This window comes from Nocardioides sp. NPDC092400 (genome assembly GCF_040684155.1).
Classification (GTDB): Bacteria; Actinomycetota; Actinomycetes; order Propionibacteriales; family Nocardioidaceae; genus Nocardioides.
Window position 1 is genome coordinate 1,090,412 of sequence record NZ_JBFBFJ010000001.1, and the last position, 24,662, is coordinate 1,115,073.

23 protein-coding genes are annotated in these 24,662 nt (G+C 73.1%); 19 read left to right on the forward strand and 4 right to left on the reverse strand.

What is annotated here, in order from left to right; genetic code table 11:
- The first annotated feature begins 2 nt into the window (after positions 1 to 2).
- From AB0N29_RS05350 to AB0N29_RS05395, 10 genes are all read left to right on the forward strand, one after another.
- On the forward strand, positions 3 to 1,169 hold the full coding sequence (locus AB0N29_RS05350) for an MCE family protein (RefSeq protein WP_364864699.1): 1,167 nt from the start codon (positions 3 to 5) through the stop codon (positions 1,167 to 1,169).
- Positions 1,166 to 2,365: an MCE family protein gene (locus tag AB0N29_RS05355; protein WP_364864701.1), complete on the forward strand. Its 1,200-nt coding sequence runs from the start codon at positions 1,166 to 1,168 to the stop codon at positions 2,363 to 2,365. The genes AB0N29_RS05350 and AB0N29_RS05355 overlap by 4 nt, the downstream gene beginning before the upstream one ends.
- On the forward strand, positions 2,362 to 3,594 hold the full coding sequence (locus tag AB0N29_RS05360) for an MlaD family protein (protein ID WP_364864703.1): 1,233 nt from the start codon (positions 2,362 to 2,364) through the stop codon (positions 3,592 to 3,594). Before AB0N29_RS05355 ends, AB0N29_RS05360 begins: the two co-directional genes overlap by 4 nt.
- A complete protein-coding gene (locus AB0N29_RS05365) occupies positions 3,591 to 4,154 on the forward strand; it encodes a hypothetical protein (RefSeq protein ID WP_364864705.1) in 564 nt (187 codons plus the stop codon). The genes AB0N29_RS05360 and AB0N29_RS05365 overlap by 4 nt, the downstream gene beginning before the upstream one ends.
- Entirely contained in the window at positions 4,151 to 4,903 is a 753-nt protein-coding gene (locus tag AB0N29_RS05370) for a hypothetical protein (RefSeq protein WP_364864707.1), read from the forward strand. The genes AB0N29_RS05365 and AB0N29_RS05370 overlap by 4 nt, the downstream gene beginning before the upstream one ends.
- Positions 4,904 to 4,975: 72 nt before the next feature.
- Positions 4,976 to 5,980 carry an NAD(P)/FAD-dependent oxidoreductase gene (locus AB0N29_RS05375; protein ID WP_364864709.1) on the forward strand — a complete coding sequence of 335 codons (1,005 nt, stop codon included), beginning with the start codon at positions 4,976 to 4,978 and terminating at the stop codon, positions 5,978 to 5,980.
- Positions 5,977 to 6,171 carry a ferredoxin gene (locus AB0N29_RS05380; protein ID WP_166188077.1) on the forward strand — a complete coding sequence of 65 codons (195 nt, stop codon included), beginning with the start codon at positions 5,977 to 5,979 and terminating at the stop codon, positions 6,169 to 6,171. The genes AB0N29_RS05375 and AB0N29_RS05380 overlap by 4 nt, the downstream gene beginning before the upstream one ends.
- 7 nt (positions 6,172 to 6,178) lie before the next feature.
- Positions 6,179 to 7,090: a 3-oxoacyl-ACP reductase gene (locus AB0N29_RS05385; RefSeq protein ID WP_364864712.1), complete on the forward strand. Its 912-nt coding sequence runs from the start codon at positions 6,179 to 6,181 to the stop codon at positions 7,088 to 7,090.
- 13 nt (positions 7,091 to 7,103) lie between these two features.
- The gene (locus tag AB0N29_RS05390; RefSeq protein ID WP_364864714.1) at positions 7,104 to 7,871 is read left to right on the forward strand and encodes a glucose 1-dehydrogenase; all 768 of its coding nucleotides are present in this window, start codon (positions 7,104 to 7,106) and stop codon (positions 7,869 to 7,871) included.
- Positions 7,872 to 7,887: 16 nt separating this feature from the next.
- Complete coding sequence (locus AB0N29_RS05395) at positions 7,888 to 8,385, forward strand: PPOX class F420-dependent oxidoreductase (protein ID WP_364864716.1); 498 nt, start codon at positions 7,888 to 7,890, stop codon at positions 8,383 to 8,385.
- A 172-nt stretch (positions 8,386 to 8,557) separates the two neighbouring features.
- Here AB0N29_RS05395 and AB0N29_RS05400 read toward each other — a convergent pair whose 3' ends face one another.
- On the reverse strand, positions 8,558 to 9,160 hold the full coding sequence (locus AB0N29_RS05400) for a TetR family transcriptional regulator (protein ID WP_302271030.1): 603 nt from the start codon (positions 9,158 to 9,160) through the stop codon (positions 8,558 to 8,560).
- Positions 9,161 to 9,371: 211 nt separating this feature from the next.
- On the opposite strand from AB0N29_RS05400, the gene AB0N29_RS05405 reads away from it, so the two are divergent.
- From AB0N29_RS05405 to AB0N29_RS05415, 3 genes are read left to right on the forward strand one after another with little or no spacing between them, the layout of a single operon-like run.
- Positions 9,372 to 10,664, forward strand: coding sequence for a glycosyltransferase family 4 protein (locus tag AB0N29_RS05405; RefSeq protein WP_302271032.1), 1,293 nt, complete (start codon positions 9,372 to 9,374; stop codon positions 10,662 to 10,664).
- Positions 10,651 to 11,412, forward strand: a complete 762-nt coding sequence (locus AB0N29_RS05410; protein ID WP_364864719.1) for a class I SAM-dependent methyltransferase — start codon at positions 10,651 to 10,653, stop codon at positions 11,410 to 11,412. The genes AB0N29_RS05405 and AB0N29_RS05410 overlap by 14 nt, the downstream gene beginning before the upstream one ends.
- Positions 11,405 to 12,502 carry a prenyltransferase gene (locus AB0N29_RS05415; protein WP_364864721.1) on the forward strand — a complete coding sequence of 366 codons (1,098 nt, stop codon included), beginning with the start codon at positions 11,405 to 11,407 and terminating at the stop codon, positions 12,500 to 12,502. The genes AB0N29_RS05410 and AB0N29_RS05415 overlap by 8 nt, the downstream gene beginning before the upstream one ends.
- On the opposite strand, the gene AB0N29_RS05420 is transcribed toward AB0N29_RS05415, so the two are convergent.
- On the reverse strand, positions 12,461 to 13,123 hold the full coding sequence (locus tag AB0N29_RS05420; RefSeq protein ID WP_302271649.1) for a class I SAM-dependent methyltransferase: 663 nt from the start codon (positions 13,121 to 13,123) through the stop codon (positions 12,461 to 12,463). The genes AB0N29_RS05415 and AB0N29_RS05420 overlap by 42 nt on opposite strands.
- Positions 13,124 to 13,199: 76 nt before the next feature.
- On the opposite strand from AB0N29_RS05420, the gene AB0N29_RS05425 reads away from it, so the two are divergent.
- Positions 13,200 to 15,269 carry an acyl-CoA dehydrogenase gene (locus AB0N29_RS05425; RefSeq protein ID WP_364864723.1) on the forward strand — a complete coding sequence of 690 codons (2,070 nt, stop codon included), beginning with the start codon at positions 13,200 to 13,202 and terminating at the stop codon, positions 15,267 to 15,269.
- A 62-nt stretch (positions 15,270 to 15,331) separates the two neighbouring features.
- Positions 15,332 to 16,471, forward strand: coding sequence for a CDP-glycerol glycerophosphotransferase family protein (locus AB0N29_RS05430; protein ID WP_364864725.1), 1,140 nt, complete (start codon positions 15,332 to 15,334; stop codon positions 16,469 to 16,471).
- A 390-nt stretch (positions 16,472 to 16,861) separates the two neighbouring features.
- Here AB0N29_RS05430 and AB0N29_RS05435 read toward each other — a convergent pair whose 3' ends face one another.
- On the reverse strand, positions 16,862 to 18,106 hold the full coding sequence (locus tag AB0N29_RS05435) for an alpha/beta hydrolase (protein WP_364864726.1): 1,245 nt from the start codon (positions 18,104 to 18,106) through the stop codon (positions 16,862 to 16,864).
- A 96-nt stretch (positions 18,107 to 18,202) separates the two neighbouring features.
- On the opposite strand from AB0N29_RS05435, the gene AB0N29_RS05440 reads away from it, so the two are divergent.
- Entirely contained in the window at positions 18,203 to 19,633 is a 1,431-nt protein-coding gene (locus tag AB0N29_RS05440; protein ID WP_302271039.1) for a wax ester/triacylglycerol synthase family O-acyltransferase, read from the forward strand.
- Between the two features lie 3 nt (positions 19,634 to 19,636).
- Here AB0N29_RS05440 and AB0N29_RS05445 read toward each other — a convergent pair whose 3' ends face one another.
- Entirely contained in the window at positions 19,637 to 21,190 is a 1,554-nt protein-coding gene (locus AB0N29_RS05445) for a DNA polymerase ligase N-terminal domain-containing protein (protein ID WP_364864729.1), read from the reverse strand.
- Between the two features lie 62 nt (positions 21,191 to 21,252).
- Between AB0N29_RS05445 and AB0N29_RS05450 the strand changes: the two genes are divergently transcribed.
- The 3 genes from AB0N29_RS05450 to AB0N29_RS05460 all read left to right on the forward strand — a co-directional run bounded on the left by AB0N29_RS05450 (position 21,253) and on the right by AB0N29_RS05460 (position 24,637).
- Positions 21,253 to 22,209: an NAD-dependent epimerase/dehydratase family protein gene (locus AB0N29_RS05450; protein WP_364864731.1), complete on the forward strand. Its 957-nt coding sequence runs from the start codon at positions 21,253 to 21,255 to the stop codon at positions 22,207 to 22,209.
- Between the two features lie 111 nt (positions 22,210 to 22,320).
- On the forward strand, positions 22,321 to 23,676 hold the full coding sequence (locus AB0N29_RS05455) for a hypothetical protein (protein ID WP_364864733.1): 1,356 nt from the start codon (positions 22,321 to 22,323) through the stop codon (positions 23,674 to 23,676).
- A gap of 28 nt (positions 23,677 to 23,704) precedes the next feature.
- Positions 23,705 to 24,637 carry a LysR substrate-binding domain-containing protein gene (locus AB0N29_RS05460; protein WP_364864735.1) on the forward strand — a complete coding sequence of 311 codons (933 nt, stop codon included), beginning with the start codon at positions 23,705 to 23,707 and terminating at the stop codon, positions 24,635 to 24,637.
- Positions 24,638 to 24,662: the final 25 nt, after the last annotated feature.

Here is a 24,662-nt window from a genome sequence, read left to right on the forward strand (position 1 = left end):
CCGTGCCGAAGCTCTCCTCCCGTCTCGCCGCGGCTGTCGTGGCGCTCGCGCTGATGCTCGCGGCCGTGCTCGTCCTCGTCGACGGCGGCAGCGGGGAGAAGAAGGTGACGGCCCACTTCTCCCGCGCGGTCAGCATCTTCGTCGGCACCGAGGTCCGCATCCTCGGCGTGCCCGTCGGCGAGGTGACCGCCGTCGTGCCGCAGGGCGAGTCGGTGCGCGTCGACATGGTGTACGACGACTCCTACGACGTGCCGGCCGACGCGCGCGCCGTGATCGTGACGCCGACGCTGGTCGCCGACCGCTTCATCCAGCTCAGCCCCGTGCACACCGAGGGGCCGGTGATGGCCGACGGCGCGGACATCCCGCTCGCGGAGACCGCCTCGCCGGTCGAGCTGGACCGGATCTACGAGAGCCTCTCGACCCTCGCCAACGCCCTCGGGCCCAACGGCGCCAACCGCAACGGGTCGCTCGACACGCTGCTCGCCTCCGGTGCCGACGCGCTCGACGGGCAGGGCCGCACGGCCAACCAGCTGATCCGCGACCTCTCGGCGGCGGCCACGACGTTCGGCGACAACAGCGGGGACCTCTTCGGCACCGTCCGGCAGCTCGACGCCTTCACCCAGACCCTGGCGCGCAACGACGGGCTGGTCGACGAGTTCATGAGCGACCTGGCCCGCGCCACCGACCAGCTCTCCGGCGAGCGGCAGGAGCTGGGCCAGGCCCTGGCGGCGCTCGCCGGCGCGGTGGGCACGGTCAAGGCGTTCGTCCGCGACAACCGCGAGGCGCTGGTCGGCGAGGTCGAGGACCTCACCGACGTGCTCGACGTGCTCGTCTCGGAGAAGGACTCCCTGGCCCAGGCGATCGAGAAGGGGCCGCTCGGGGCCGGCAACCTCGCGCTCGGGTTCGACACCAAGACCGGCTCCCAGAACGCCCGGATCCAGGTCGGGCCGAACGTCGAGGACCTCGACGGCTTCCTGTGCGCCGTCGTCACGAACGCCGGCGTCCCCGCCGCCGGGACGGTCTGCAAGCTGCTGAAGTCGCTGCTCGAGCCGCTCGGGCTCGCGCTGCCGACCGGCCCCGCCCGCGGCCAGGCACCCGACACCCGGGTCCCCGGTGAGGCCGTCCCCGCCACGGACCTGCGCCAGCTGCTCGGAGGTGGCCCCCGATGACGTGGACCCGCAAGGGCCTGACCGGCCTCGTCTCCCTCGCCGTGGCGGTGCCGCTGCTGGGCGCCTGCGACTTCGACGGCGCCTACGACCTCCCGCTGCCGGGCAGCCCGGTCAGCGGGGAGGAGACCTACACCGTGACCGCGGAGTTCGACGACGTGCTCAACGTCGTGCCCCGCTCGCCGGTGATGGTCAGCGACGTCGTGGTCGGCGAGGTCGACGAGGTCGAGCGCGACGGCTGGAACGCCGTCGTACGGCTCAAGATCCGCAGCGACATCGAGCTGCCCGACAACGCCGTGGCCGAGATCCGCCAGACCAGCCTGCTGGGGGAGAAGTACGTCGACCTCGGCGACCCGCCCGGGCGGGCGCGGGGCCGGCTCGAGGACGGCGACCGCCTCGACCTGTCCGACACCGGCCGCAACCCGGAGGTCGAGGAGGTCCTCGGCGCCCTGTCGTTCCTGCTCAGCGGGGGAGGCGTGGGCCAGATCAAGCAGATCAGCGACGAGGTCAACGACATGCTCTCGGGCCGCACCGACGACGTGCGGTCGCTCTTCGGGCAGCTCGAGGAGCTCGTCGGCGGCCTCGACGACCAGAAGGACGACATCGTCTCGGCGATGGAGTCGCTCAACCGGCTCGCGAGCACCCTGAACAAGGAGTCCCGCACGATCACCGACGCGATCGAGGCGACCGGGCCGGCGCTCGACGTCCTCAACGAGCAGCACGACCAGCTCGTCGCGATGCTGGCTCAGCTCGACCGGCTCGGCGAGGTCGGGACCCGCGTCATCAACGGGACCAAGGAGGACCTCCTCGCCGACCTCGACCACCTGCGCCCGATCCTGCGCAAGCTCAACGAGACCGGGGAGTCGCTGCCCCGGGGCCTCTCGCTGCTGATCAGCTTCCCGTTCCCCGAGCAGGCCAGCGAGATCGTCAAGGGCGACTACGCCAACGCGAAGTTCGCCCTCGACGTCTCCCTCGAGGGGCTCACCCAGCTGATCGAGCAGCCCGGCGGCGGCGGTGGTGGCGGCGGCACGATCCCGCTGCCCGACATCCCCGGGCTCCCCGACCTCCCCGACATCCCGCTGCCCGACATCCCCGGCCTGCCGACGCTCCCGGGACTCGGGCGCGCCGGCACCGCGGGCTACACCCAGGACGCCGAGGTCGGCACCGGTGGCGGCCTCCTCGCTGGAGGCATGGGATGACCCGCGGCGTGAAGGTCCGCCTGGCGCTGTTCGTGGCGCTCGCGGCCGTCGGCATCGTGTACGTGACCGGCACCTACCTCGGCCTGGTCGACCGCCTGCTCGGCCGCGGGCTCACGATCTCCGCGACGCTGCCGGACTCCGGCGGCCTCTTCGAGGGCAGCGAGGTGACCTACCGCGGCGTCAAGGTCGGCAAGGTCAGCGACATGGAGGTCACCCGCACCGGGCTCAAGGTCGAGCTCGCGCTCGAGGACGGCACGAAGATCCCGGGCGACGCGCGGGTGGAGGTCCACAACCTCTCGGCGGTGGGCGAGCAGTACCTCGACATCGTCCCCGAGGACGGCCGGGGCCCGTACGCCGAGGACGGCGACGTCCTCGCCGGCGACGCCGACAGCCTCCCCGTCGGCGAGGACGAGCTGCTCGTCGACCTCGACCAGCTCGTGTCCTCCGTGGACCAGGGCAACCTGGCGACCGTCGTCGAGGAGCTCGGCCTGACCTTCGCCGACACCTCCGGGCCGCTGGAGCGAATGGTGGAGAGCGGCTCGCGCTTCGTCGAGGCCGCGCTCGACAACGAGGAGTCGACGTTCCGGCTCCTCGACAACGGCAGCACGGTGCTGAGGACCCAGCAGCGGCACCGCGGCGACATCCGCACCTTCGCCCGTTCGCTGGCCGACCTGACCCAGGAGCTCCGCGGCCGGGACCCCGAGCTGCGCACCGTCCTCGAGGGCGGCGCGAGCGCCGTGCGAGAGGTGGACAGGCTGATGGCCGGCCTCGAGCCGACCATGCCGGTCTTCATCGGCAACCTGGTGACGCTCAACCAGGTCGTGACCACCCGGCTCCCGGCCCTCGAGCAGCTGCTCGTGACGTTCCCGAAGATCGTGGCCAACGGCTTCACCGGCACCCCCGGCGACGGGTACGGCCACATCAACCTGCAGCTGGCGCAGAACCCCGGTCCGTGCCGCGAGGGGTTCGTGCCCAGCGACCAGTGGCGGCCGTCCTCGGACCTGACCGACACACCGATCTTCCCCGCGACGTGCCGCTCCGGCGCGCCGTTCAACCAGCGGGGACCCAAGTACGCGCCGCGCTTCGGCGGCAGCACCAACCGGGCGGCGCCGGGCGCCGCCCTCACCGACGAGCCGGCCGTGACGGTCGGCAGCCAGGGCGGGCTGAGGGACGTGTTCGGCGAGGACTCGTGGCGCTGGATGCTCATCGGCCCGCAGGAGGGGATGTGAGTCGACTGCGACCGAAGGTCCGACCGTCATGGGGACTGCTGACCGCCGTGCTCGCCGTGCTGGCCGTGGGGATCGCGGCCGCCATCGCGATCACCGCGCTCCGCTCCGACGAGGGCCGGGCGGCCCTCGACCGGGCGGTGCCGGGCGGCAGCGGAGGCAGCAGCGCCGACCAGGAGCTGACCGAGACCCACCGCGAGGTCTCCGAGGCGGCGCGCGAGCTGACGCTGGCCTTCCTGGAGGTGGACTACCGCGACATGGAGCCGCTGACCGAGGAGGTGCTGGCGCACGCCACGGGGGAGTTCGAGGAGCAGTACTCCGCCAACGTCGAGCAGCTCGTCGAGGCGGCGAAGCGCAACAAGTCCGTCAGCACCGGGAAGGTCGTCGCGCTCGGCGTCGGCGACCTCGACGCCGACTCCGCGCTCGTGTACGTCGCCGCCGACAGCGAGGTCGAGAACGTCACCACCGAGGGCAGCAAGCAGCCGCGCTACTACCGGCTGCAGCTCGACATGGTCCGCGAGGACGGCGAGTGGCTCGCCTCCTCCGTGCAGTTCGTGGGATGAGGAGGGACGTGGACGTGTCGACCACCGACGAGAAGACCTGTCCGTTCTGCGCGGAGACCATCAAGGCCGCCGCCATCCGCTGCCGCTACTGCGGCTCCGACCTCGAGCCGGCCGCTGCACCTGCCGCCGCGCCGGTCCCGGACCGGGTGCCGGGCCCGGACCCGGCGCCGGACCCGGTGCCGGACCCGGTGCCGACGCCGGTGCTGGACCCGGTGCCGGCCGACCGCGCGCCCCGTCGCTGGCCGGCGCTCGTCCTGGCCGTCGTGGTGGCGGTCCTGGCCGTCGTCGGCGTACGGATGCTGGTGGTCGACGCCGACGAGCCCGGCGTGCCGGACGGCACCACGCCACTGGCCGATGGCGTGGTCTTCGAGTCCGAGGGGGCCAAGTCCGCCGGCCTGAGCGCGGCCAGCGAGGCGGCCGAGAAGGTGCTGTCGTACTCCGCGAAGACGCTCGACGAGGACATGGAGGCCGCGCTGCCCCTGCTCGCGCCGCGGATGCGCACGGAGTACGCCGAGACGCTCGAGGCGATCCGGGAGGACACCGAGCGCAACCAGGCGGTCGTCGAGGCCAGCGTCGTCGCCGCCTCGGCGATCTCGGTGAGCGAGCACGACGTGAAGGCGCTGCTGTTCGTGAACCAGTCGACGACCGGCAAGGAGTCCGAGCAGCCGCGGGCGGACCTCAACCGGGTGGTGGTGACCCTCCATCGCGGTGAGGGGGACTGGGTCGTGACGGATCTCGACGCGCTCTGATAGAACTGTCCCGACCGGACTGGAACACGTTCTAGTGCCACCACCCCGGGCGTGAGGAGCAGGTACGCCGCCGTGACCGCCACCCAGGCCCCGACCGCGCCCCGCCGCGTCGAGACCGACGTGCTCGTCGTGGGCGCCGGCCCGACCGGCCTCTTCGCGACGTACTACGCCGGCTTCCGCGGGCACCGCGTCGCCGTCGTCGACTCCCTGCCCGAGCTCGGCGGCCAGGTCACCGCGATGTACCCCGAGAAGCAGATCCTCGACGTCGCCGGGTTCCCCTCGGTCAAGGGCCGCGACCTGGTCGCGGGCCTCGTTGAGCAGGCCGCGACCGCCGACCCGACGTACCTGCTGGACCGCACCGCCACGACGCTCGAGCACGGCACGGACGGTGTGGTGGTCACGCTCGACGACGGCACCGAGGTCGCCGCCGGGGCGGTGCTGGTCACCGCCGGCATCGGCAAGTTCAGCCCGCGCCCCCTGCCGGCCGGCGAGGGGTGGCTCGGCCGCGGCCTGGAGTTCTTCGTGCCGAGCTTCGCGCCGTACGCCGGCAAGGACGTGGTCGTCGTCGGCGGTGGCGACAGCGCCTTCGACTGGGCGCTCCACCTCGAGCCGATCGCCCGGTCGGTCCGGCTGGTGCACCGCCGTGACGCGTTCCGCGCCCACGAGCGGACCGTCCAGCAGGTGCGCGACTCCTCGGTCGAGATCGTGACCCGTGCGGAGGTGACCGCGCTCCGCGGCGAGCAGGTCCTCGAGTCCGTCGAGCTCCTCGTCGACGGCGAGCCCGCGACGTACCCCGCCCAGGCGGTGGTCGCCGCGCTCGGGTTCCTCGCCGACCTCGGGCCGCTCCAGGACTGGGGCATCGAGGTGCGCAAGCGGCACGTCGTGGTCGACTCCGCGATGCGGACCAGCCTGCCCCGCGTCTTCGCCGCGGGCGACATCACCGAGTACCCCGGCAAGGTCCGGCTGATCGCCGTCGGCTTCGGCGAGGCGGCGACCGCCGTCAACAACGCGACCGTGGCGATCGACCCGACCGCCCACGTCTTCCCCGGCCACTCCAGTGAAGGGAGCCAGTCATGAGCAGGATCAAGGTCGACTTCGACCTCTGCGAGTCCAACGCGCTGTGCGAGGCGATGGCGCCGGAGGTCTTCGAGCTCGACGACGACGACTACCTGCAGGTGAAGGCCGAGGAAACCACGCCCGAGAACGAGGGCGACGTCAAGCGAGCCGTCGCGGCCTGCCCGCGCGCGGCCATCTCCCTGGAGGACTGAGCACCTGATGAGCACCACCACCGACGACCTCTCCCTCGACGGCCGCGTCGCCGTCGTCACCGGCGCCGGCGCCGGCCTGGGCCGGGCCGAGGCCCTCGCCCTGGCCGCGGCCGGCGCGAGGGTCGTCCTCATCGACCTCCCCGGCGCCGCCGACGAGGCGGTCGAGGAGATCCGCTCCCGCGGCGGCGAGGCCACCGTGGTCGAGGGCGACGTCTCCGAGCGGTCGACCGCCGACGCGATGGTCGCGGCCGCCGTGGACGGCTTCGGCTCGCTCGACATCGTCGTGAACAACGCCGGGATGACCCGCGACCGGATGCTCTTCAACATGTCCGACGAGGAGTGGGACGCGGTCATCAAGGTGCACCTGCGCGGCCACTTCCTGCTCTCGCGCAACGCCGCGGCGTACTGGCGCGGGAAGTCGAAGGAGGCCGACGCCCCGGTGTACGGCCGCGTCGTGAACACCGCGAGCGAGGCGTTCCTGGGCGGGTCGCCGGGGCAGCCGAACTACGCCGCCGCCAAGGCCGGCATCGCCGCGCTGACGCTGTCGACCGCCCGCGGTCTCGGACGCATCGGCGTGCGCGCCAACGCCATCTGCCCGCGCGCCCGGACCGCGATGACCGCACAGGTCTTCGGTGAGGACACCTCCGGCTCGGAGATCGACCCGTACTCGCCCGACCACGTCGCGCCGCTCGTCGCCTACCTCGCCTCACCGGCGGCGGACGCGATCACCGGCCAGGTCTTCGTCGTGTACGGCGGGATGGTGGCGCTCGTCGCCGCGCCCGTCGTCGAGCAGCGCTTCGACGCCTCCGGCTCGGTCTGGGAGCTCGAGGACCTCGCCAAGCAGGTCGGCGGGTTCTTCGAGGGGCGCGACCCCTCGGTCGGCTTCGCGGCCGACTCGATCATGCAGCTGACGGTCTGAGGGAGGTCTGGTCGTGGGACGTCTCGCGGGGAAGGTCGCCATCGTCACCGGTGGCGCGATGGGGCAGGGCGCGGCGATCAGCCGCGCGTTCGTCGCCGAGGGGGCCTCGGTCGTGCTCGCCGACATCGCCGAGGACGCCGGTCAGGCGCTGGCCGACGAGCTGGCGGCGGGCTCCGAGGGCGGCGCGCACTTCGCGCGCCACGACGTCGGAGACGCCGCCTCGTGGGCGACGCTGGTCGAGGACACCCACCAGCGCTTCGGGCCCGTGGGCGTCCTGGCCAACAACGCCGGGCTGCTGCGCTTCGGGGAGATCGGCACGATGCCCCAGGAGGAGGTCGAGCTGCTGTTCCGCGTCAACCAGCTCGGCTGCTTCCTCGGCATGCAGGCCGTCACCGCGACGATGCGCGAGCACGGCGGCGGCTCGATCGTCAACGCCTCCTCGGTCGAGGGCCTGGCCGGGATGGCCGGCTGCGCGGCGTACGCCGCGACGAAGTGGGCGATCCGCGGGATGACCAAGTGCGCGGCCATGGAGCTCGGCCCGCACGGCATCCGGGTCAACTCCGTGCACCCCGGGATGATCGACACCCCGATGACGCGGGTGCACGGCGGCGACGCGGCGATGGAGTACGGCGCCTCCAAGGTGCCGCTGCGGCGCGTCGGCCAGCCCCAGGACATCGCACCGCTGTACGTCTACCTCGCCTCGGAGGAGTCGGCGTACGTCAACGGTGCCGAGATCGCCATCGACGGCGGCGTGACGTCCACGCACGCCTTCGGTGGCTGACCGCTAGGTTCACGCCATGGCCAACCAACGTTCCCAGGTCGTCATGTCCGACGCCGAGGTGGACACCTTCCTCACCCAGCAGCGCAGCTCCACCGTCGCGACGATCGGCCCGAACGGCCAGGTGCACCTGGTCGCGATGTGGTACGCCTGGCTCGACGGCCACATCTGGATCGAGACCAAGGCCAAGTCGCAGAAGGTCGTCAACCTGCGCCGCGACCCGCGGATGAGCTTCCTCGTCGAGGCCGGCCACACCTACGACCAGCTCCGCGGCGTCTCGCTCGAGGGCTCCGGCGTCGTCATCGAGGACGAGCAGACCGTCTGGGACGTCTGCGTCAACGTCTTCGAGCGCTACAACGCGCCGTACACCGAGGAGCTGCGGCCGTTCGTCGAGGTGATGGCCCGCAACCGCGTCGTCGTCCGCCTCGACGTCGACCGCACCCGCAGCTGGGACCACCGCAAGCTCGGCATGGATCCCATGGACCTCGGCGGCTCCACCGCGGAGTTCCTGGACTGACCTGCGCGGGGCTGGTGTGCCAGCCGGTCGCTGGAAGTTTCATCGGCTGGCCGCTGAACCTGTCGGTGGGACGCTGAAACTTCATCGGCCAACCGGAAGCTTCATCGGCTGGCCGATGAACCTCCCGGCCAACCGGCGGTCGAGAGCCAGTCGGGCGACCCGGCCCGCAGGGTCAGTCGCGGAGGATCAGGTGGACGGCGCGCTCGATCTGCTTGCCGGTGTCGGCGGCGGTCTGGCGGCCGGTGACCCAGGCGACGAGGGCGGCGAGCCAGACGTCGCCGATGACGCGGGCGATGGTGACGTCGTCCTCGTTGGGCTCGGTCTGGCCGGGGTGCATGGCGCGGGTGAGCATCCGGGTCAGGAGCATGCCGACGGTGTGGATCTCGGCCTGGACCGAGGCGTCGGCGAACATGAACGCCCGGGTGAGGGCCTCGGTGAGGTGCGGGCTGCTCTGCAGGCCGCGGGTGGTGCCCTTGAGGACGTTGATGACGCGCTCGGAGGCGGTGTCGCCGGGGACGACCTCGTCGCGGCGCAGCACCTCGGTGCGCTCGAGCTCGCGGCCCAGGGCGCTGACGAGCAGGTGGATCTTGGAGGGGAAGTAGCGGTAGAGCGTGCCGAGGGCGACGTCCGCCTGGTCGGCGACGGCCCGCATCTGCACGGCGTCGAAGCCGCCCGTCGAGGCGAGGTCGATGGTCGCGTCGAGGATCCGCTTGCGCCGGTCGCGCTGGGCTGCGGAGCCGAGGTCCTCCACGCTGAGGGAGTTGGTCGTGCTCATCGCTGCTGCCCCTGGGTGCTCGTTCCGGTCATGTCGAGCCGGTGTCCTGCACAGCGGGATCCGATGCAGATCCCGGACGAGACCGCCGGTATGTGGCACTAGGCTACCGGCAGGTGTTCCGTGATAGGAACACGTTCCAGTTCGTCCGGTCCGGCGTGTCAGACATCCGGTTCATGTCCGGATGTCGGCAACGGCACAGTCGAGAAAGGTCGTGACGCGCGTGCGGATCGCGATGCTGTCCTACCGGAGCGCACCCCACACCGGCGGTCAGGGCGTGTACCTGCGGCACCTCAGCCGTGAGCTGGCCAACCTCGGTCACGAGGTCGAGGTGTTCTCGGGGCAGCCCTACCCCGAGCTCGACCACCCCGACGTCCGGCTGACCAAGGTCCCGAGCCTGGACCTCTACCGCCAGCCCGACCCCTTCCGCGTGCCGAAGCTGCGCGAGTTCCGCGACCGCATCGACGTCGAGGAGTTCGCGACGATGTGCGTCGCCGGCTTCCCCGAGCCCAAGACGTTCAGCTCCCGGGTGGTGCGCGTGCTGCGCGACCGGGTCGACGACTTCGACGTCGTCCACGACAACCAGGTGCTCGGCTACGGCATGCTCGAGATCGAGCAGCTGGGGTTGCCGCTCATCACCACGCTGCACCACCCGATCACCTTCGACCGGCGCATCGACATCAGCCAGACCCGCAACCCGTGGCGCAAGCTCACGCTCTGGCGCTGGTACGGCTTCCTGCGGATGCAGGCGAAGGTCGCCCGCGCCGCCCGGAAGATCCTCACGCCCTCGGAGGCATCCAAGCGCGACATCGCCCAGGACTTCGGCGTCGACCCGGCCCGGATGCAGGTGATCCTGCTCGGCGTCGAGGACACCTTCAAGCCGCCGACGAAGCCGCGCGTCCCCGGCCGGATCCTGGCCATGGCCAGCGCCGACGCCCCGATGAAGGGCATCGCGACGCTGCTCGAGGCCTTCGCCAAGCTGCGGACCGAGCGGGACGTCGAGCTGGTCCTGATCACCAAGCCCCGGCCCGGCGGGACGACCGAGAAGCTCATCGAGCGGCTCTCGATCGGCCACTGCGTGCGGTTCGTCAGCGGGGTCACCGACGCCGAGCTGGTCGAGCTGATGGGCTCCGCCGAGGTCGCCTGCGTGCCGTCGCTCTACGAGGGCTTCTCGCTGCCGACCGCCGAGCTGATGGCGTGCGCGACCCCGCTGGTCGTCTCCCGCGCCGGCGCGATCCCCGAGGTCACCGGCCCCGACGGCGAGGCCGCCGACCTGGTCACGCCCGGTGACGTCGGCGAGCTCACCGCCGCGTTGGGTGCCCTCCTCGACGACCCCGAGCGCCGCGAGCGGATGGGTGCCGCCGGCCGTCGCCGGGTCGAGGAGATGTTCAGCTGGCGTGCCGTGGCGGTCAAGGTCGCCGAGGCGTACGAGGAAGTGATCGAGGACTACCGCCGCGAACGCGCCGCGGGTCCGTCGGACGAGAGGAACAACCGTGCTCACCGTTGACTTCGACCGCCTGGGGCTGCGCCCGGGCGACCGTGTGTTGGACATGGGCTGCGGCGCCGGCCGGCACGCGTTCGAGATGTACCGCCGTGGGGGCGACGTCATCGCCTTCGACATGGACGCCGACGAGCTGGCGAAGGTCCGCGACCTCTTCGAGGCCATGAAGGACGCCGGAGAGGTCCCCGAGGGCGCGCAGGCCGACGTCAAGGAGGGCGACGCCCTGCAGCTGCCCTTCGCCGACGGTGAGTTCGACCGGATTGTCGCCGCCGAGGTGCTCGAGCACATCTGGGCCGACGTGGACGCGATCAAGGAGCTCGTCCGCGTGCTGCGCCCCGGCGGCACCCTGGCGATCTCGGTGCCGCGCTGGCTGCCCGAGGTCATCAACTGGAAGCTGTCGGAGGAGTACCACAACGCGCCCGGCGGCCACATCCGTATCTACACCGACCACGAGCTGGTCGACAAGGTCACCAAGGCCGGCCGGCCCAACGACGGCGAACCCGGCGACGCGATGGTCTTCGAGGGCAAGGACTACGCCCACGGCCTGCACGCGCCGTACTGGTGGATCAAGTGCGCCGTGGGCGTCGAGAACGACGACCACCCGCTCGCCAAGGCCTACCACCGGCTCCTGGTGTGGGAGATCATGAAGCAGCCGACCGCGCTCAGGCTCGCGGGCAAGGTGCTCGACCCGCTGATCGGGAAGAGCATGGTGCTGTACTTCCGCAAGCCCGGGACCGCGGGTGCCGATGACTGAGCAGCTCCCGCACGTCGACGGGGTGCTGACCGCCTCCCAGGTCGCCGACACCGCTGCGTCGATCGCGGCCATGCAGGAGCCCTCGGGCGCCGTGCCGTGGACGACGGGTGAGCACGTCGACATCTGGAACCACGTCGAGGCCGCCATGGCGATGCTCGTCGGCGGGCAGGTCGAGGCCGCCGAGCGCGCCTACGCCTGGGTCCCCACGATGCAGCGCCCCGACGGGTCCTGGCCGATGAAGATCGTCGCCGGCGAGGTCGACGACGAGCGCGGCGAGGTCAACATGTCGGCGTACTTCGCCGTCGGCCTCTGGCACCACTGGCTGGTGCGCCGCGACCTCGCCTTCGTGCGGCGGTACTGGCCCAGCGTGCGCGCGGGCCTGGACTGGGTCGTCGGCCAGCAGCTGCCCTTCGGGGGCATCCGGTGGACGCCGACCGAGGAGGGCGCCCTGCTCGCGGGCTCCTCCAGCATCTACCAGTCGCTGCGCGCGGGGGTGGCGCTGGCCGACCTGCTCGACGACCCGCAGCCGGAGTGGGAGCTCGCCGGCGGACGGCTCGGCCACGCGGTGCGCGAGCACCGCGACCTGTTCCTGGACAAGGCGACCTACTCGATGGACTGGTACTACCCGGTCCTCGGCGGCGCGGTCCGCGGCCAGGCCGCCCTCGACCTGCTGGCGACCCGGTGGGACGACTTCGTCGTGCCCGACCTCGGCATCCGCTGCGTCGACACCAACCCGTGGGTGACCGGCGCGGAGACCTGCGAGCTGGTGATGGCGCTCGACGCGATCGGCGACCACCGCCGGGCGCTGCGGCTGCTCGCCGACATGCAGCACCTGCGTGCGGACGACGGGCGGTACTGGACCGGCTGGGTCTTCGGCGACGACGTCAACTGGCCGCACGAGTGGACGACGTACACCGCGGCCGCGGTCGTCCTGGCCGTCGACGCGCTCGGCGAGGTCGCCGGGCACGGCACCGCCGGCTCGGGGATCATGCGCGGGACCTCGCTGGCCCCCCACTTCGCCGAGCTGGCCCTCGAGTGTGGCTGCGAGTCAGCCGACGAGCTCGCCCGCAGCGCCGGTCGTCCGTCGTAGGACGCGCATGGAGCCCAGCGCCTCGACCTCCTCGAAGGCGCCGGACTCCAGCGCGCGCAGGAAGACGTGGTACGGCGGCTGGCCGCCGTCCGCCGGGTCCGGGAAGACGTCGTGGATGACGAGCAGCCCGCCGACGTCGAGCCAGCGCGCCCAGCCGGTGTAGTCGTTCTGGGCGTGCTCCTCGGCGTGGCCTCCGTCGATGAAGAGCATCGACAGCGGGGTGCGCCAGTGGGCGCTGACCGTCGTGCTGCGGCCGATGACCGCGACGACCTGGTCCTCCAGGCCGGCCAGGCGCAGGGTCCGGCGGAACGTCGGGAGGGTGTCCATGACACCGAACTCCTCGTCGACCAGGGTCGCGTCGTGGTGCTCCCACCCGGCCTGGTTCTCCTCGGACCCGCGGTGGTGGTCGACGGTGAAGACCACCGCCTGCGGGCCGCCGACCTCACGGGCGGCCGCGCCGAGGTAGATCGCGGACTTGCCGCAGTAGGTGCCGACCTCGAGCGCCGGCCCGTGGGCGAGCCGTTCGAGCGCGACGCGGTGCAGCAGCATGCCCTCGTCCTCAGGCATGAAGCCCTTCGCGGCCAGGGCGTGTCCCAGCCAGTCGGACGTGGGATCGACCATGTTCGTCACGGCGCCAGACTAGTAGGTTGTAACACGTTCTAGTTCCGGCCCCGCCGCGTCGCGCGAGAGGACACTCATGTCGATCGGGATCTCCGAGGAGCACGTCGAGCTGGCCGCGAGCCTGCGCAAGTGGGCGACGACCCTCGACGGTCCGGCCGTGGTGCGGTCCGCGGAGGGCGAGGCCGCCGAGGCGTTCGCGCCGACCTGGCAGGCGGTCCAGGAGATGGGCGTCGCCACCATCGGCCTGCCCGAGGCCGCCGGCGGCGGCGGGGGATCGGTCCTCGACCAGGCGGTCGCCCTCGAGGCGTGCGCCCACGGGCTCGTGCCCGGGCCCCTGCTCGGGCCGGTGGTCGCGCACTCGCTGCTGGGCGGGTCCGAGGTCGCCGCCGCGCTGGGCGAGGGTGCGGTCGTCGCCGTCGGTCTCTCCGACCTGGTGTGGGACGTCCCCTCCGCCACGCACGTGCTGCTCGAGGTCGGGTCCGGCGGGTGGCGCGTCCTGCCCGTCGAGGCGGTCACGACCGCCGCGAGCACGGGCCTCGACCTCTGCCGGCGGTACGGGACGGTCGCGGTCCAGGACGCCGGTGCCGGGGTCGCGGTGCCGCACCTGACCCGCGAGCTCCTGCACCGCACGGCCGTCACGTACGCCGCCGCCGAGGCGGCCGGGCTGGCCCGCTGGTGCCTGGACACGGCCGTGGAGTACGCCAAGGTCCGCGAGCAGTTCGGCCAGAAGATCGGGGCGTTCCAGGCCGTCAAGCACCTGTGCGCGGAGATGCTGGAGACCTCCGAGGCGGTCACCGGCGCGGCGTGGGACGTCGCGTCGGCCGCCACCGGACCCGAGGAGCAGTGGGCCTTCGCCGCCGACGTCGCGGCGGTGACCTGCTTCGACGGCGCGGTCGAGGTCGCAAAGACCTGCATCCAGGTGCTCGGCGGCATCGGCTTCACCTTCGAGCACGACGCCCACCTCTACCTCCGCCGGGCGGTCGCCCTGCGGGCGCTGCTGGGCAGCAGCGACGAGGCCGCGCGCCGGCTCGCGGCCCGGGCGGTCGCCGGCACGCGGCGCGCCCTCGAGGTCGACCTCGAGGGCCGCGACGCCGAGGTGCGGGACGAGGTCCGCGCGGCCGTCGAGCAGGTCGCCGCCCGGCCGGCCGCGGAGCAGCGGGCCGGCCTCGTCGACACCGGCCTGCTGATGCCGCACTGGCCGGCGCCGTACGGCAGGGGCGCGGACGCGGTGACCCAGATCGTCATCGACCAGGAGCTCGCCCGCGCGGGCGTGACCCGCCCCGACATCGTCATCGCCGGCTGGGCCCTCCCGACGATCCTGGAGCACGGCACCGACGCCCAGCGCGAGCGGTTCGTCGAGCCCTCGCTGCGCGGCGACCTGGTCTGGTGCCAGCTCTTCTCCGAGCCCGGCTCCGGCTCGGACCTGGCCTCCCTGCGCACCCGTGCGGAGAAGGTGGACGGCGGCTGGCGGCTCAACGGACAGAAGGTGTGGACGTCGGTGGCCGACCGCGCCGACTGGGGCATCTGCCTGGCCCGCACCGACCCCGACGCGCCGCAGCACAAGGGGATCTCCTACTTCCTCGTCGACATGCGCTCGGCGGGCATCGACGTGCGGCCGCTGCGCGAGATCACCGGCGAGGCGCTGTTCAACGAGGTCTTCCTCGACGACGTCTTCGTGCCCGACGAGATGATGGTCGCCGGCCCGGGGGACGGGTGGAGGCTCGCCCGCACCACCCTCGCCAACGAGCGGGTGGCGATGGCGGGCAGCCGCCTGGCCAAGAGCACCGAGCGGGCCGTCGAGCTCGCCGCGGCCGGGGTGGGCGCCGCCCAGGAGGTGCGGGTCGGCCAGGCGGTCGCGCTGTCGACGGTCTGCTCGCTGCTCGGCGTGCGCTCGACGCTGCGCTCGCTGGCCGGCCAGGGCCCCGGCCCGGAGTCGAGCGTCGCCAAGCTGCTCGGTGTGCGCAACCGCCAGGACGGCTCCGAGCTGGTCGTCGCCCTGCACGGTGACCGGGCGCTGACCGACGCCGAGGACGTCCGCGCCGACGTCTGGGAGATGCTCAACACGCGGTGCCTCTCCATCGCCGGCGGGACCACCCAGGTGTTGCGCAACATCGCCGGCGAACGCATCCTCGGACTGCCCCGATAGCGCAGGTCAGAACGGTTTTCAGCCGATTCTGAGAAGGTCTTCGCGACCTCTACGATCCTCCGGTGCTCGACGCCTCCATCCTCGCCTACTTCGCCGACGACACCACCCGCACCTACCAGCTCGTCCAGTGGCTGCCGGTGCTCGAGCTGCTGGCCGAGCAGCATCCGGTGGGCGTCGTCGCGCGCGACGAGGCAGCGGCCGAGGTGCTCCGCTCGAGGACGCTGCTGCCGGTCGAGGTCGCGGCGTCGTTCCCCGAGCTGACCGAGCTGTACGCCGCGGCGGACCCCAAGGTGGTGCTCTACTGCAACAACTCGATGCTGAACTTCCAGTCGCTGCTCCACGGCCGGGCGCTGCACGTCCACGTCAACCACGGCGAGAGCGACAAGCAGAGCATGGCCAGCAACAACGCCAAGGCCTACGACCGGGTCTTCGTGGCGGGTGAGGCGGCCGTGCAGCGGCACCGCTCCGGTCTCCTGGAGTTCGACACCGGGCGCCTGGTGCGGACCGGCCGCCCGCAGCTGGACCTGCGTCGCGACCCGCTGCTGGCCCCGACCGACCGCCGCACCGTGCTCTACGCGCCGACCTGGGAGGGCGACGCGGAGTACAACGACTACACCTCCGTCGACACGATCGGCCCGGACGTCGTCCGCGCGGTGCTCGCCGTGCCCGACGTGCGGCTGGTCTACAAGCCGCACCCGAAGGTCGCCACCAGCCTGACGCCCGCCGTCCGCGACGGGCACCGAGCGATCCTCGCGCTCGTCGACGAGGCGGCCCGGCGGGACCCCGAGGCCGGGCACACCGCGATCGTCGCCGGCGACATCCTCGCGCTCATGCCCGACTGCGACGCCATGGTCACCGACGTCTCCTCCGTCGGCCTGGACTGGCTCTACCTGCGCACCGAGCGGCCGGTCTTCATCACCGACCGTCACCACGACGCGGAGCGGCTGCGCCAGGAGGTCCCGGTCAGCCGGTGCGCCGACGTCCTCGACGACGTCGACGTCGCCTCGCTGACCGAGCTGCTCGCGGCCCGCCTGGACCACGACGAGCACCACCTGGCCCGGGTGGCGATGCGCCACCACTACTTCGACGACCTGCAGGTCGGCGACAGCACCGTCCGCTTCCTCGACGCCGTCGCCGAGCTCGTCGCCCTGCGCGACTCGCTGCTCGGCGAGCCGGTCGAGGACGCCGCCATCACCGCCTGACCCGCTGGACCGCCGCGTGCTGCTGGTCGAGCAGGGAGGCGCGCCAGCGCCGAGCGTCGTCGAGACCCGGCGAGGTGCGTGCGGTGGTGCGTGCCCTGCTGGTCGAGCAGGAAGGCGCGCCAGCGCCGAGCGTCGTCGAGACCCGGCGAGGTGCGTGCGGTGGTGTGTGGGTGCGGGGGTCTCGACGACGCTCGCTGGCGCTCGCTGCTCGACCAGCGGTGGTGTCGCGGCGCTCGCTGCTCGACCAGCGGTGGTGCGTGCTGCTGGTCGAGCAGGGAGGCGCGCCAGCGCCGAGCGTCGTCGAGACCCGGTGAGGGGTGTGCGGTGGTGCGTGGGTGCGGGGGTCTCGACGACGCTCGCTGGCGCTCGCTGCTCGACCAGCGGCCGGGCTCAGCCGGCGACGCGGCCGCGCTCGCGGCGGTACTGGTTCCAGTGCCAGTGGAGGTAGCGGTCGATCGCGCGGACGACGTGCGAGCTGCGGATCGACGGGAAGACGTCGAAGGCGTGCTGGGCGCCGGGCAGCTCGGCGTACACCACCGAGCGCTTGGAGACTCTCCGCAGCCGCTCGACGAAGGCCCGCGCCTGGGCCACGGGCACGAGGGTGTCGTAGGTGCCGTGGACGACGAAGAAGTCCGGCGCCTCCGGGGTGATCCGCAGGATCGGCGAGGCCTGCTCGAAGACCTCCGGGTCGTCGGCGTACCTGCGCCGCAGGACGTACGGCGCGAGGAACCGGTCGCGCAACAGGACCGCGGCCCGGGAGCCGGTGGAGCCGGCGAGGTCGTAGACGCCGTAGTGGGGGACCGCCACCTGGACCGAGGTGTCGGCGTCCTCGAACCCCGGCTGGTACGTCGCGTCGCCGGGCGTCAGGGCGGCGAGGGCGACCAGGTGGCCACCCGCCGAACCGCCGGTGATCGCGACGTAGTCCGGGTCGCCGCCGTGGTCGGCGATGTTGGCGCGGATCCAGGCGATCGCCTTCTTGACGTCCACGACGTGCGCGGGCCACTCGGACCGCGGCGAGAGCCGGTAGTTGATCGCGACGCACACCCACCCCTTCGAGGCGAGGTGCTGCATGAGCGGGATGCCCTGCTGGTCCTTGTTGCCGATGGTCCAGCCGCCGCCGTGCACCTGGAGGAGCACGGGCGCGCCGCCGTCGGGGACGCCGCCGGCGGGGGAGTAGACGTCAAGCAGCCCGCGCCTGCCGATGGCGGGGTCGTAGGCGATGTCGCGCTCCACGCGCACGGCGGCGTTCCGCATCCGGAACGGGACGACCAGCCGCCGCCACGGCACGGCCAGGTCGGCCGGCGTCGGCTCGGCGTCCAGCTGCTCGGCGTAGTCGGCGCCGAGGGCCTCGACCAGGCTGTCCTCGGCGCGCTCCCGCACCTGCCGCGCCTGCAGCACGAGGTAGGAGAGGCCGGCCACGCTGGCCGCGGCGAGGGCGAGGCCGCGGGGGTCGCGGCGGCGTCCCGTGGCGTGCGCGGCGGCGTCCGCCACGGTCAGGGCCAGGACGTGCGGCGCCATCTCGCCGACCAGCCAGCCGGCGAAGAAGGAGGGGATGCCGGGGCGGAAGCCGGGGAGCGGGCGGAGCGCGTTCGCGGTGAGCGCGGCGGTCACGACCTGTCGGCGCAGGAACGACATGAGGACGACCCTAGTCCGGAACGGGGAGGACCGGCGTGACGTCCCGCCGCCTCACCCGTTGGTGGGTGGAACACGTTCTAGGAGAGGATCCCACTCGTGGTGGACCGACTGTCGGGGCTCGACGCGAGCTTCTTGTACCTCGAGACGCCGGCGCAGCTGATGCACGTGTGCGGGGTGATCGTGCTCGACCCCGCGACGATGCCCGAGCCGTACTCCTTCGCCCGGCTGCAGGCGACCATCGACGAGCGGGTCCGCGACACGCCGGCGTTCACCCGCAAGCTGCGGCGCGTGCCGCTGGGGCTGGACCACCCGATCTGGGTGCGGGACCGGCAGTTCGACATCGAGCGCCACGTGCACCGTCTCGCGCTGCCGGAGCCGGGCGGCCTCGCCGAGCTGACCGAGCTGGCCGGGCACCTCGCCGGCCAGCCGCTGGACCGGTCGCGGCCGCTGTGGGAGATGTGGGTGGTCGAGGGGTACGACGCGGGGCTGGGGCGCGACCTCGTCGCGGTCTTCATGAAGATGCACCACGCGACCGTCGACGGGGTCTCCGGCGCCAACCTGGTCTCCCACCTGTGCAGCCTCGAGCCCGGCGCGGAGCCGCTCGGGACGGCGGACGACCAGCGCTACGGCCGTGACCCCGACCAGCTCGAGCTGCTCGGCCGGGCGCTGCTGTCGAACGTCACCAAGCCGGTGCAGGCCGCCCGGCTGCTGAGCCCCTCGGCCCAGCTGGTCACCCGCACCATCGGCCGGGCCCGGGCCGGCACCGCGATGGCGGCCCCGCTGACCGCGCCGCGCACGTCGTTCAACGGCACGATCACCGGCCACCGCGCCATCGCGCTGGTCGACATGGAGCTCGAGCACGTCCGCGAGGTGAAGTCCGCGACCGGCACCACCGTCAACGACGTGGTGCTCACCGTGGCCGGCGGCGCGCTCCGCTCCTACCTCGAGGAGCGCGGCGAGCTGCCGTCGGACTCGCTGCTGGCCACCGTCCCGGTCTCGGTCCACGGCAGCTCCAGGCGGTCGGCCGGCGTCAACAAGGTCTCGGCGCTGTTCGCCAAGCTCGGGACCGACGAGGAGGACCCGCTGGTCCGCCTCGAGGAGATGGCGACCCGCAACCGGCACGCCAAGGAGCACCACAACGCGATCAGCGCGGACGCGCTCCAGGACTGGGCTGAGTTCGCGGCACCACGGACCTTCGGGCTGGCGATGCGCACCTACGCCGGGCTCCGGCTCGCCGAGCGGCACCCGGTCGTGCACAACCTGGTCATCTCCAACGTCCCGGGGCCGCCGGTCCCGCTGTACTTCTGCGGCGCCGAGGTGCTCGGCCTCTACCCGCTCGGCCCGGTATTCCACGGCGCGGGGCTCAACGTGACGGTGATGTCCAACCACGGCCACCTGCACGTCGGCGTCATCGCCTGCCGGGAGTCCGTGCCGCAGCCCGAGGACCTGGTGCAGCGCTTCCCGGCCGAGCTGGCCACCCTGCGGGCCGCGGTCGCCGCGCAGCGCTCCTTCACCGCGGTCGAGTGATCCTCAGCTGATCTCGGGCAGCTCCTGGGCCGCGCCCAGGAGTGCGCGGAACGGGTCGCCGTGGGTGGCGACGCGGTCCAGCACCGTGCGGACGGTCCAGCGGTCGGGGCGCAGGTCGGGGTCGTCGAGCTCCTCCCAGCGGATCGGGACCGACACCGGGGCGCCCGCTGCGGGACGAGGTGACCACGGCCCGACGAGCGTCTTGTTGACGGCGTTCTGCGTGTAGTCGAGCCGCGCGAGCCCGCCCCGCGCCCTGACCTCCCACTTCCAGCTGACCAGCTCCGGGACGACCTTGCCGACCGTGCGCGAGAGCCGCTCGACCCACGCGCGGGTGTCGGCGAAGGTGTAGCCGGGCACCACCGGCACCCACACCTGGATGCCACGCCGACCGGTCACCTTCGGCAGCGCGGTGACCCCGAGGTGGTCCAGCGCCGTGCGGTGCAGCCGGGCGAGCACCAGCAGCTCCTCCCACGTGGTGCGCTCGCCGGGGTCGAGGTCGACCAGGGCGTACGTCGGCTCGTGCATCGCCGCGGTGCGCGAGGTCCACGGGTGCCACTCGAGCGCCCCGAAGTTGGCCATCCAGACCAGGGTCGCCGGCTCGTCGGCCACGACGTACGCCGTGGTCTCGCCCTCGTCGGCGTCCGGGTTCTCCCAGCACCCCACCCACGCGGGAGCGTGGTCGGGCCGCTGCTTGTGCCAGAAGCCGCCGTGCGCGGCGCCCTCGGGGTAGCGGTGCAGGTTGACCGCCCGGCCCTCGAGGTAGGGCAGCGCGACCGGCGCCACCTGCGCGGCGTAGGCGAGCAGCTCGCGCTTGGTCACGGGCGGCTCGTCCTCCCGCCCGGGGAAGAGCACCTTGTCCAGGTTGGTCACCTTGACCCGCCGGTCGTGGACCTCCCACGTGCCGCCGGTGCCGGGGAGCGCGGCGAGCGCGTCGACCACCTCGTCCGGCACGCCGGCCGCCGGGGTCGGCGGGACGCCGGCGGCGACGTCGTCGTTCGAGCGGCCGCTCAGCACCGACCGGGGGTGGTCCTCGGGGTCCCACCCGTCGACCGCGTGCTCGTCGCGCTTGTGCAGCAGCATCCACTCCTCCTTCTCGCCGGCCTCGCGCCGGACGAGCACCAGCCGCCCGCGCAGCTTGCGGCCGTGGACCTCGACGTGCAGCTCGCCCGCCGCGACGGCCGCGGCCGGGTCGTCGGTGTGGACCGGCTCGAACGTGCCGGTGTCCCAGACGACCACGTCGCCGCCGCCGTACTCCCCGCCCGGGATGGTGCCCTCGAAGAGCAGGTAGTCGACCGGGTGGTCCTCCACGTGCACCGCCAGCCGCCGTGCCCTCGGGTCGAGGGTCGGCCCCTTCGGCACCGCCCAGCTGACCAGCACGCCGCCGATCTCGAGGCGCAGGTCGTAGTGGAGGTGGCTCGCCCGGTGCCGCTGCACCACGAAGCGCGGTGCCCCGCGGCCGGGGTCCACCGCGCCGGCGGGCTCCGGCGTGCGCGCGAAGTCGCGCTTGGCGCGGTACGCCGCGAGCAGGTCCGCAGGCTCGGGCGTGCTCGTGCTCATGGCCGGCCGGTACCCACGCAGGGAGGGGCCGCCGGTGTGGGCGCGCGTGCCAGGGTGGCGCCATGAGCGAGTCGTCCACCAGCACCAGCACCAGCACGCCCGTCGTCGTCGTGACCGGGGCCAACGGCTTCGTCGGGGCCCGCACCTGCGCCGCCCTCGTCGAGCGCGGCGCGAGCGTCCGCGCGGTCGTGCGCCGGCCCGGCACCGCCCCGGCCCTGCCCGGTGTCGCGGAGCGCGTCGGGGAGTTCACCGACCCGGCGTTCGCCGCGGACGTCGTCGACGGCGCGACCGCCGTGGTCACCACCGTCCACCCGATGGGCTCGGACCGCGGGACGCAGGAGCGGATCGGCGTCGAGGGCACGAGCACCCTTGCGCGGGCGGCCCGCGACGCCGGCGTCGGCCGTCTCGTGCACGTCTCGACCGCAGCGGTCTACGACCGCTCCCCGTCCGTGGGCGACGTCGACGAGGCCTCGGCGCTGGTCGGCGAGGACGGCGGGGACTACGGGGTCACCAAGCGCGACACCGACGCCGCGCTCGGCAGGGTCGACGGCATCACCCGCGTGCTCGTCCGGCCCCCGGCGATCCTGGGCCCGGGCGAGACCTCGGTGTGGAACACGCTGCGGCCCGCCGCCGTCCGGGACCAGCCGGAGGCGCGGCGCACGACGCCGGGCGCGACGTTCGCGTGGGTGCACGTCGAGGACCTGGCCGCCTTCCTGGCCGACGTGGCGACCGGCCGGGTCGCGGACGCCACCGATCCCGAGCGGGGCCCGGTGGCGGGGGAGTGCACGCCGGTCAACCTGGCCGCCGAGCCGGCTGCGACCCGGGACTACCACGAGACGGTCACCTCGGCGGTCGGCGTCGAGCCGGAGTGGGCCGAGGGGCCCGCGTGGACGGGCCGGATCGTCGCCGACCGCGCCCGCGGCTGGGGCTGGACCCCGCGGGTGGACCTGGCCGGGGCGCTCGCCGAGCTCGGCGAGGGCCTGCGCGACGGCGGGGCGCGGAGCGCCGATGAGGCATAAGCCACGCTGATGGCACCCCCGCCCCGAGCGGTCTACCGCGAATGACGGGAGCGTGGTTTCCTCGGCCCTCGTGACCGGCATCACCTGCGCCGGTCCGAGGGAAGGAAACCGATGATCGTCCTGTACGCCGTCATCGCCATCGCGGCGGTGCTGAGCCTCATCATCTGGCTGAAGGTCGAGCCCGTGATCGCCCTCGTGGTGGGCTCGCTCTTCCTCGGTCTCGCCGGCGGCGTCGGGCTCACCGGAACGCTGGACGCCATCGCCGTCGGCTTCGGCGACATCATGGCCGAGGTCGGCCTGCTGATCGGGTTCGGCGTGCTCGTCGGGTCGCTGCTCTACGCGCTGGGCGCGCTGCAGAAGCTCGTGGCGCTGCTGCTGCGGGTGCTCGGCACGCGGCGGCTGCCGTACGCGATGAGCGCCGCGCTCACCACGCTCTTCCCCTCCATCTACGTCGACGTGCAGCTCGTCCTGGCCTCGCCGCTGGCCCGCTCCGCGGCGCCCGAGCTGGGGCGCAACGGGCTGCCGCTCCTGGCGGGGTCGCTGACCAGCGGCATCCTCGTCGGCTACGTCTTCGTCATCCCGGGCCTGGGCACGCTCTCCATCGCCGGCCTGCTCGACATCCCGCTCGGCACGATGCTGCTGTTCGGGCTGGTCGTCGGCCCGCTCACCGCCGTCCTCACCACCTACGCGTTCAAGCTGCTGCTCGCCACCGGGATCTGGAACCCCGAGCGCGACGAGGACGCCTCGCCCGCGCTCCTCGAGGCCGAGCGGGCGGCCGCCGAGGAGGAGGACGCCGACCTCCGGACGCCGCCGCTGGGGGTCTCGCTGCTCCCGATCCTCGTCCCGCTGGTGATGATCGCCTTCGGGGCGATCGCGGACGCCGCCGGCTTCGACAGCCCCGTCACCCGCTTCGTCGGCAACGCCGTCTTCGCCCTGTTCGTCGGCCTGCTCGGCGCGTACCTCCTCGCCCGGCGCAGCCTGGGCCGCGAGCGCACCGACGAGGCCGTCGGGCGCGGCCTGAGCACGACCGGGCAGATCCTGCTGATCACCGGTGTGGGCGGCTCGCTCGGTGCGGTGATCGGCGCGACCGACCTCGCCGACGTGCTGGGCGACCTGTTCTCCGCGGAGAGCGGCGCGCCCGTGGTCGTCACCATCCTCCTGGCCTGGCTGATCGCCGCGCTGCTGCACTTCGCCATCGGCTCGATCTCGGTCGCGGCCATCGCCGCCGCCGGCATCATCACGCCGATCCTCGGCACGCTGGACGTCGCGCCGGTCGTCGTCGGCCTCGCGATCGGCGCCGGTGCGCTGTTCGCGCTGCAGGTGAACAGCAACTTCTTCTGGATGTTCCAGAGCCTGCTCGGGATCACGACGTCGGGTGCGCTCAAGGCGCTGACGCTGGTCACGGCGATGGCGTCGGTGATCGCGCTGCCGATCATCATCGTCCTGGGCTTCCTGGTGCCGGCGTGAGCCGGTCGCTGCTCCCGTCGTCCCCGGGGTGCTTGTGGACATCGCGGCGCTGAGGGACTTCATCCTGGTCGTCGACGCGGGCAGCCTCACCCGGGCGGCCGCCCTGGCCGGGGTCTCCCAGCCGGCGATGAGCCAGCGCATCGCCCAGCTGGAGACCCAGGTCGGCCACCGGCTGCTGGAGCGCGGCCCCCGCGGGGTCGAGGCGACCGCCGCGGGCCTGGAGCTCTACCGGGGCGCCCAGCAGGTCGTGCGGCAGGTCGACCGGCTCGCGGAGTCCCTGGGCTCGGGCATCCGCGACATCCGCGGCGCGGTGTCGGTCGGCCTGCCCTCGACCGTCGCGCCCAGCCTGGTGCCCGAGCTGGTCCCGCTGGTGGCGGCCCGGCACCCCGGCATCCGGCTGGAGCTCTTCGAGTCGATGAGCGGGTACGTCGAGGAGCTGCTCGGCCGGGGACGGCTCGACCTGGCCGTCCTCTTCCGCCCCGACGCCACCGACCGGCCCGGCGAGGTCGCGTTGTACGAGGAGGAGCTCTTCCTCGTCACCGGCACCGAGGTCGACCCGGCCACGGAGCCCGCGAGCGCCGCCGAGCTGGTCGACCGGCCGCTGGTCGCGCCCGGCGAGCGCAGCAACCTGCGCCACCTCGTCGAGCGGTTCTTCACCGCCGCGGGCGTCCGGCCGCGGGTCGTCGCCGACGTCGAGTCGCTGGCCGCCATGGTGCGGATCGCCCAGACCGGCGCCGCCTCGGCGGTGCTGCCCCGCTCGGTGGCGACGGCGTTCACGGGTCCCGACCTCACCCTGCGGCCGCTGCGTCCCGCGGTGCGCCGCACCGTCGCGGTCTGCACGGCCGCGGAGTTCTACGAGCCCCGGGTGGCGGTCCTGGCGGTGCGCGACGCGGTCGTCGACGCCGTCCACCACCTGGCCGACCGGTCCGCCTGGCCGGGGATCGCCCCGGTCCGCCGATGACCTCCCACGCCCCTCTCGAAAGGAA

What these genes read in the sequence shown, in the direction of transcription:
- AB0N29_RS05450 (WP_364864731.1), top strand. Translation starts at nt 21,253, where the DNA reads ATGAGCGAGTCGTCCACCAGCACCAGCACCAGCACGCCCGTCGTCGTC.
- AB0N29_RS05435 (WP_364864726.1), bottom strand. Translation starts at nt 18,106, where the DNA reads ATGTCGTTCCTGCGCCGACAGGTCGTGACCGCCGCGCTCACCGCGAAC.
- AB0N29_RS05355 (WP_364864701.1), top strand. Translation starts at nt 1,166, where the DNA reads ATGACGTGGACCCGCAAGGGCCTGACCGGCCTCGTCTCCCTCGCCGTG.
- AB0N29_RS05455 (WP_364864733.1), top strand. Translation starts at nt 22,321, where the DNA reads ATGATCGTCCTGTACGCCGTCATCGCCATCGCGGCGGTGCTGAGCCTC.
- AB0N29_RS05425 (WP_364864723.1), top strand. Translation starts at nt 13,200, where the DNA reads ATGTCGATCGGGATCTCCGAGGAGCACGTCGAGCTGGCCGCGAGCCTG.
- AB0N29_RS05400 (WP_302271030.1), bottom strand. Translation starts at nt 9,160, where the DNA reads ATGAGCACGACCAACTCCCTCAGCGTGGAGGACCTCGGCTCCGCAGCC.
- AB0N29_RS05395 (WP_364864716.1), top strand. Translation starts at nt 7,888, where the DNA reads ATGGCCAACCAACGTTCCCAGGTCGTCATGTCCGACGCCGAGGTGGAC.
- AB0N29_RS05415 (WP_364864721.1), top strand. Translation starts at nt 11,405, where the DNA reads ATGACTGAGCAGCTCCCGCACGTCGACGGGGTGCTGACCGCCTCCCAG.
- AB0N29_RS05445 (WP_364864729.1), bottom strand. Translation starts at nt 21,190, where the DNA reads ATGAGCACGAGCACGCCCGAGCCTGCGGACCTGCTCGCGGCGTACCGC.
- AB0N29_RS05370 (WP_364864707.1), top strand. Translation starts at nt 4,151, where the DNA reads ATGAGGAGGGACGTGGACGTGTCGACCACCGACGAGAAGACCTGTCCG.
- AB0N29_RS05420 (WP_302271649.1), bottom strand. Translation starts at nt 13,123, where the DNA reads ATGGTCGATCCCACGTCCGACTGGCTGGGACACGCCCTGGCCGCGAAG.
- AB0N29_RS05385 (WP_364864712.1), top strand. Translation starts at nt 6,179, where the DNA reads ATGAGCACCACCACCGACGACCTCTCCCTCGACGGCCGCGTCGCCGTC.
- AB0N29_RS05360 (WP_364864703.1), top strand. Translation starts at nt 2,362, where the DNA reads ATGACCCGCGGCGTGAAGGTCCGCCTGGCGCTGTTCGTGGCGCTCGCG.
- AB0N29_RS05380 (WP_166188077.1), top strand. Translation starts at nt 5,977, where the DNA reads ATGAGCAGGATCAAGGTCGACTTCGACCTCTGCGAGTCCAACGCGCTG.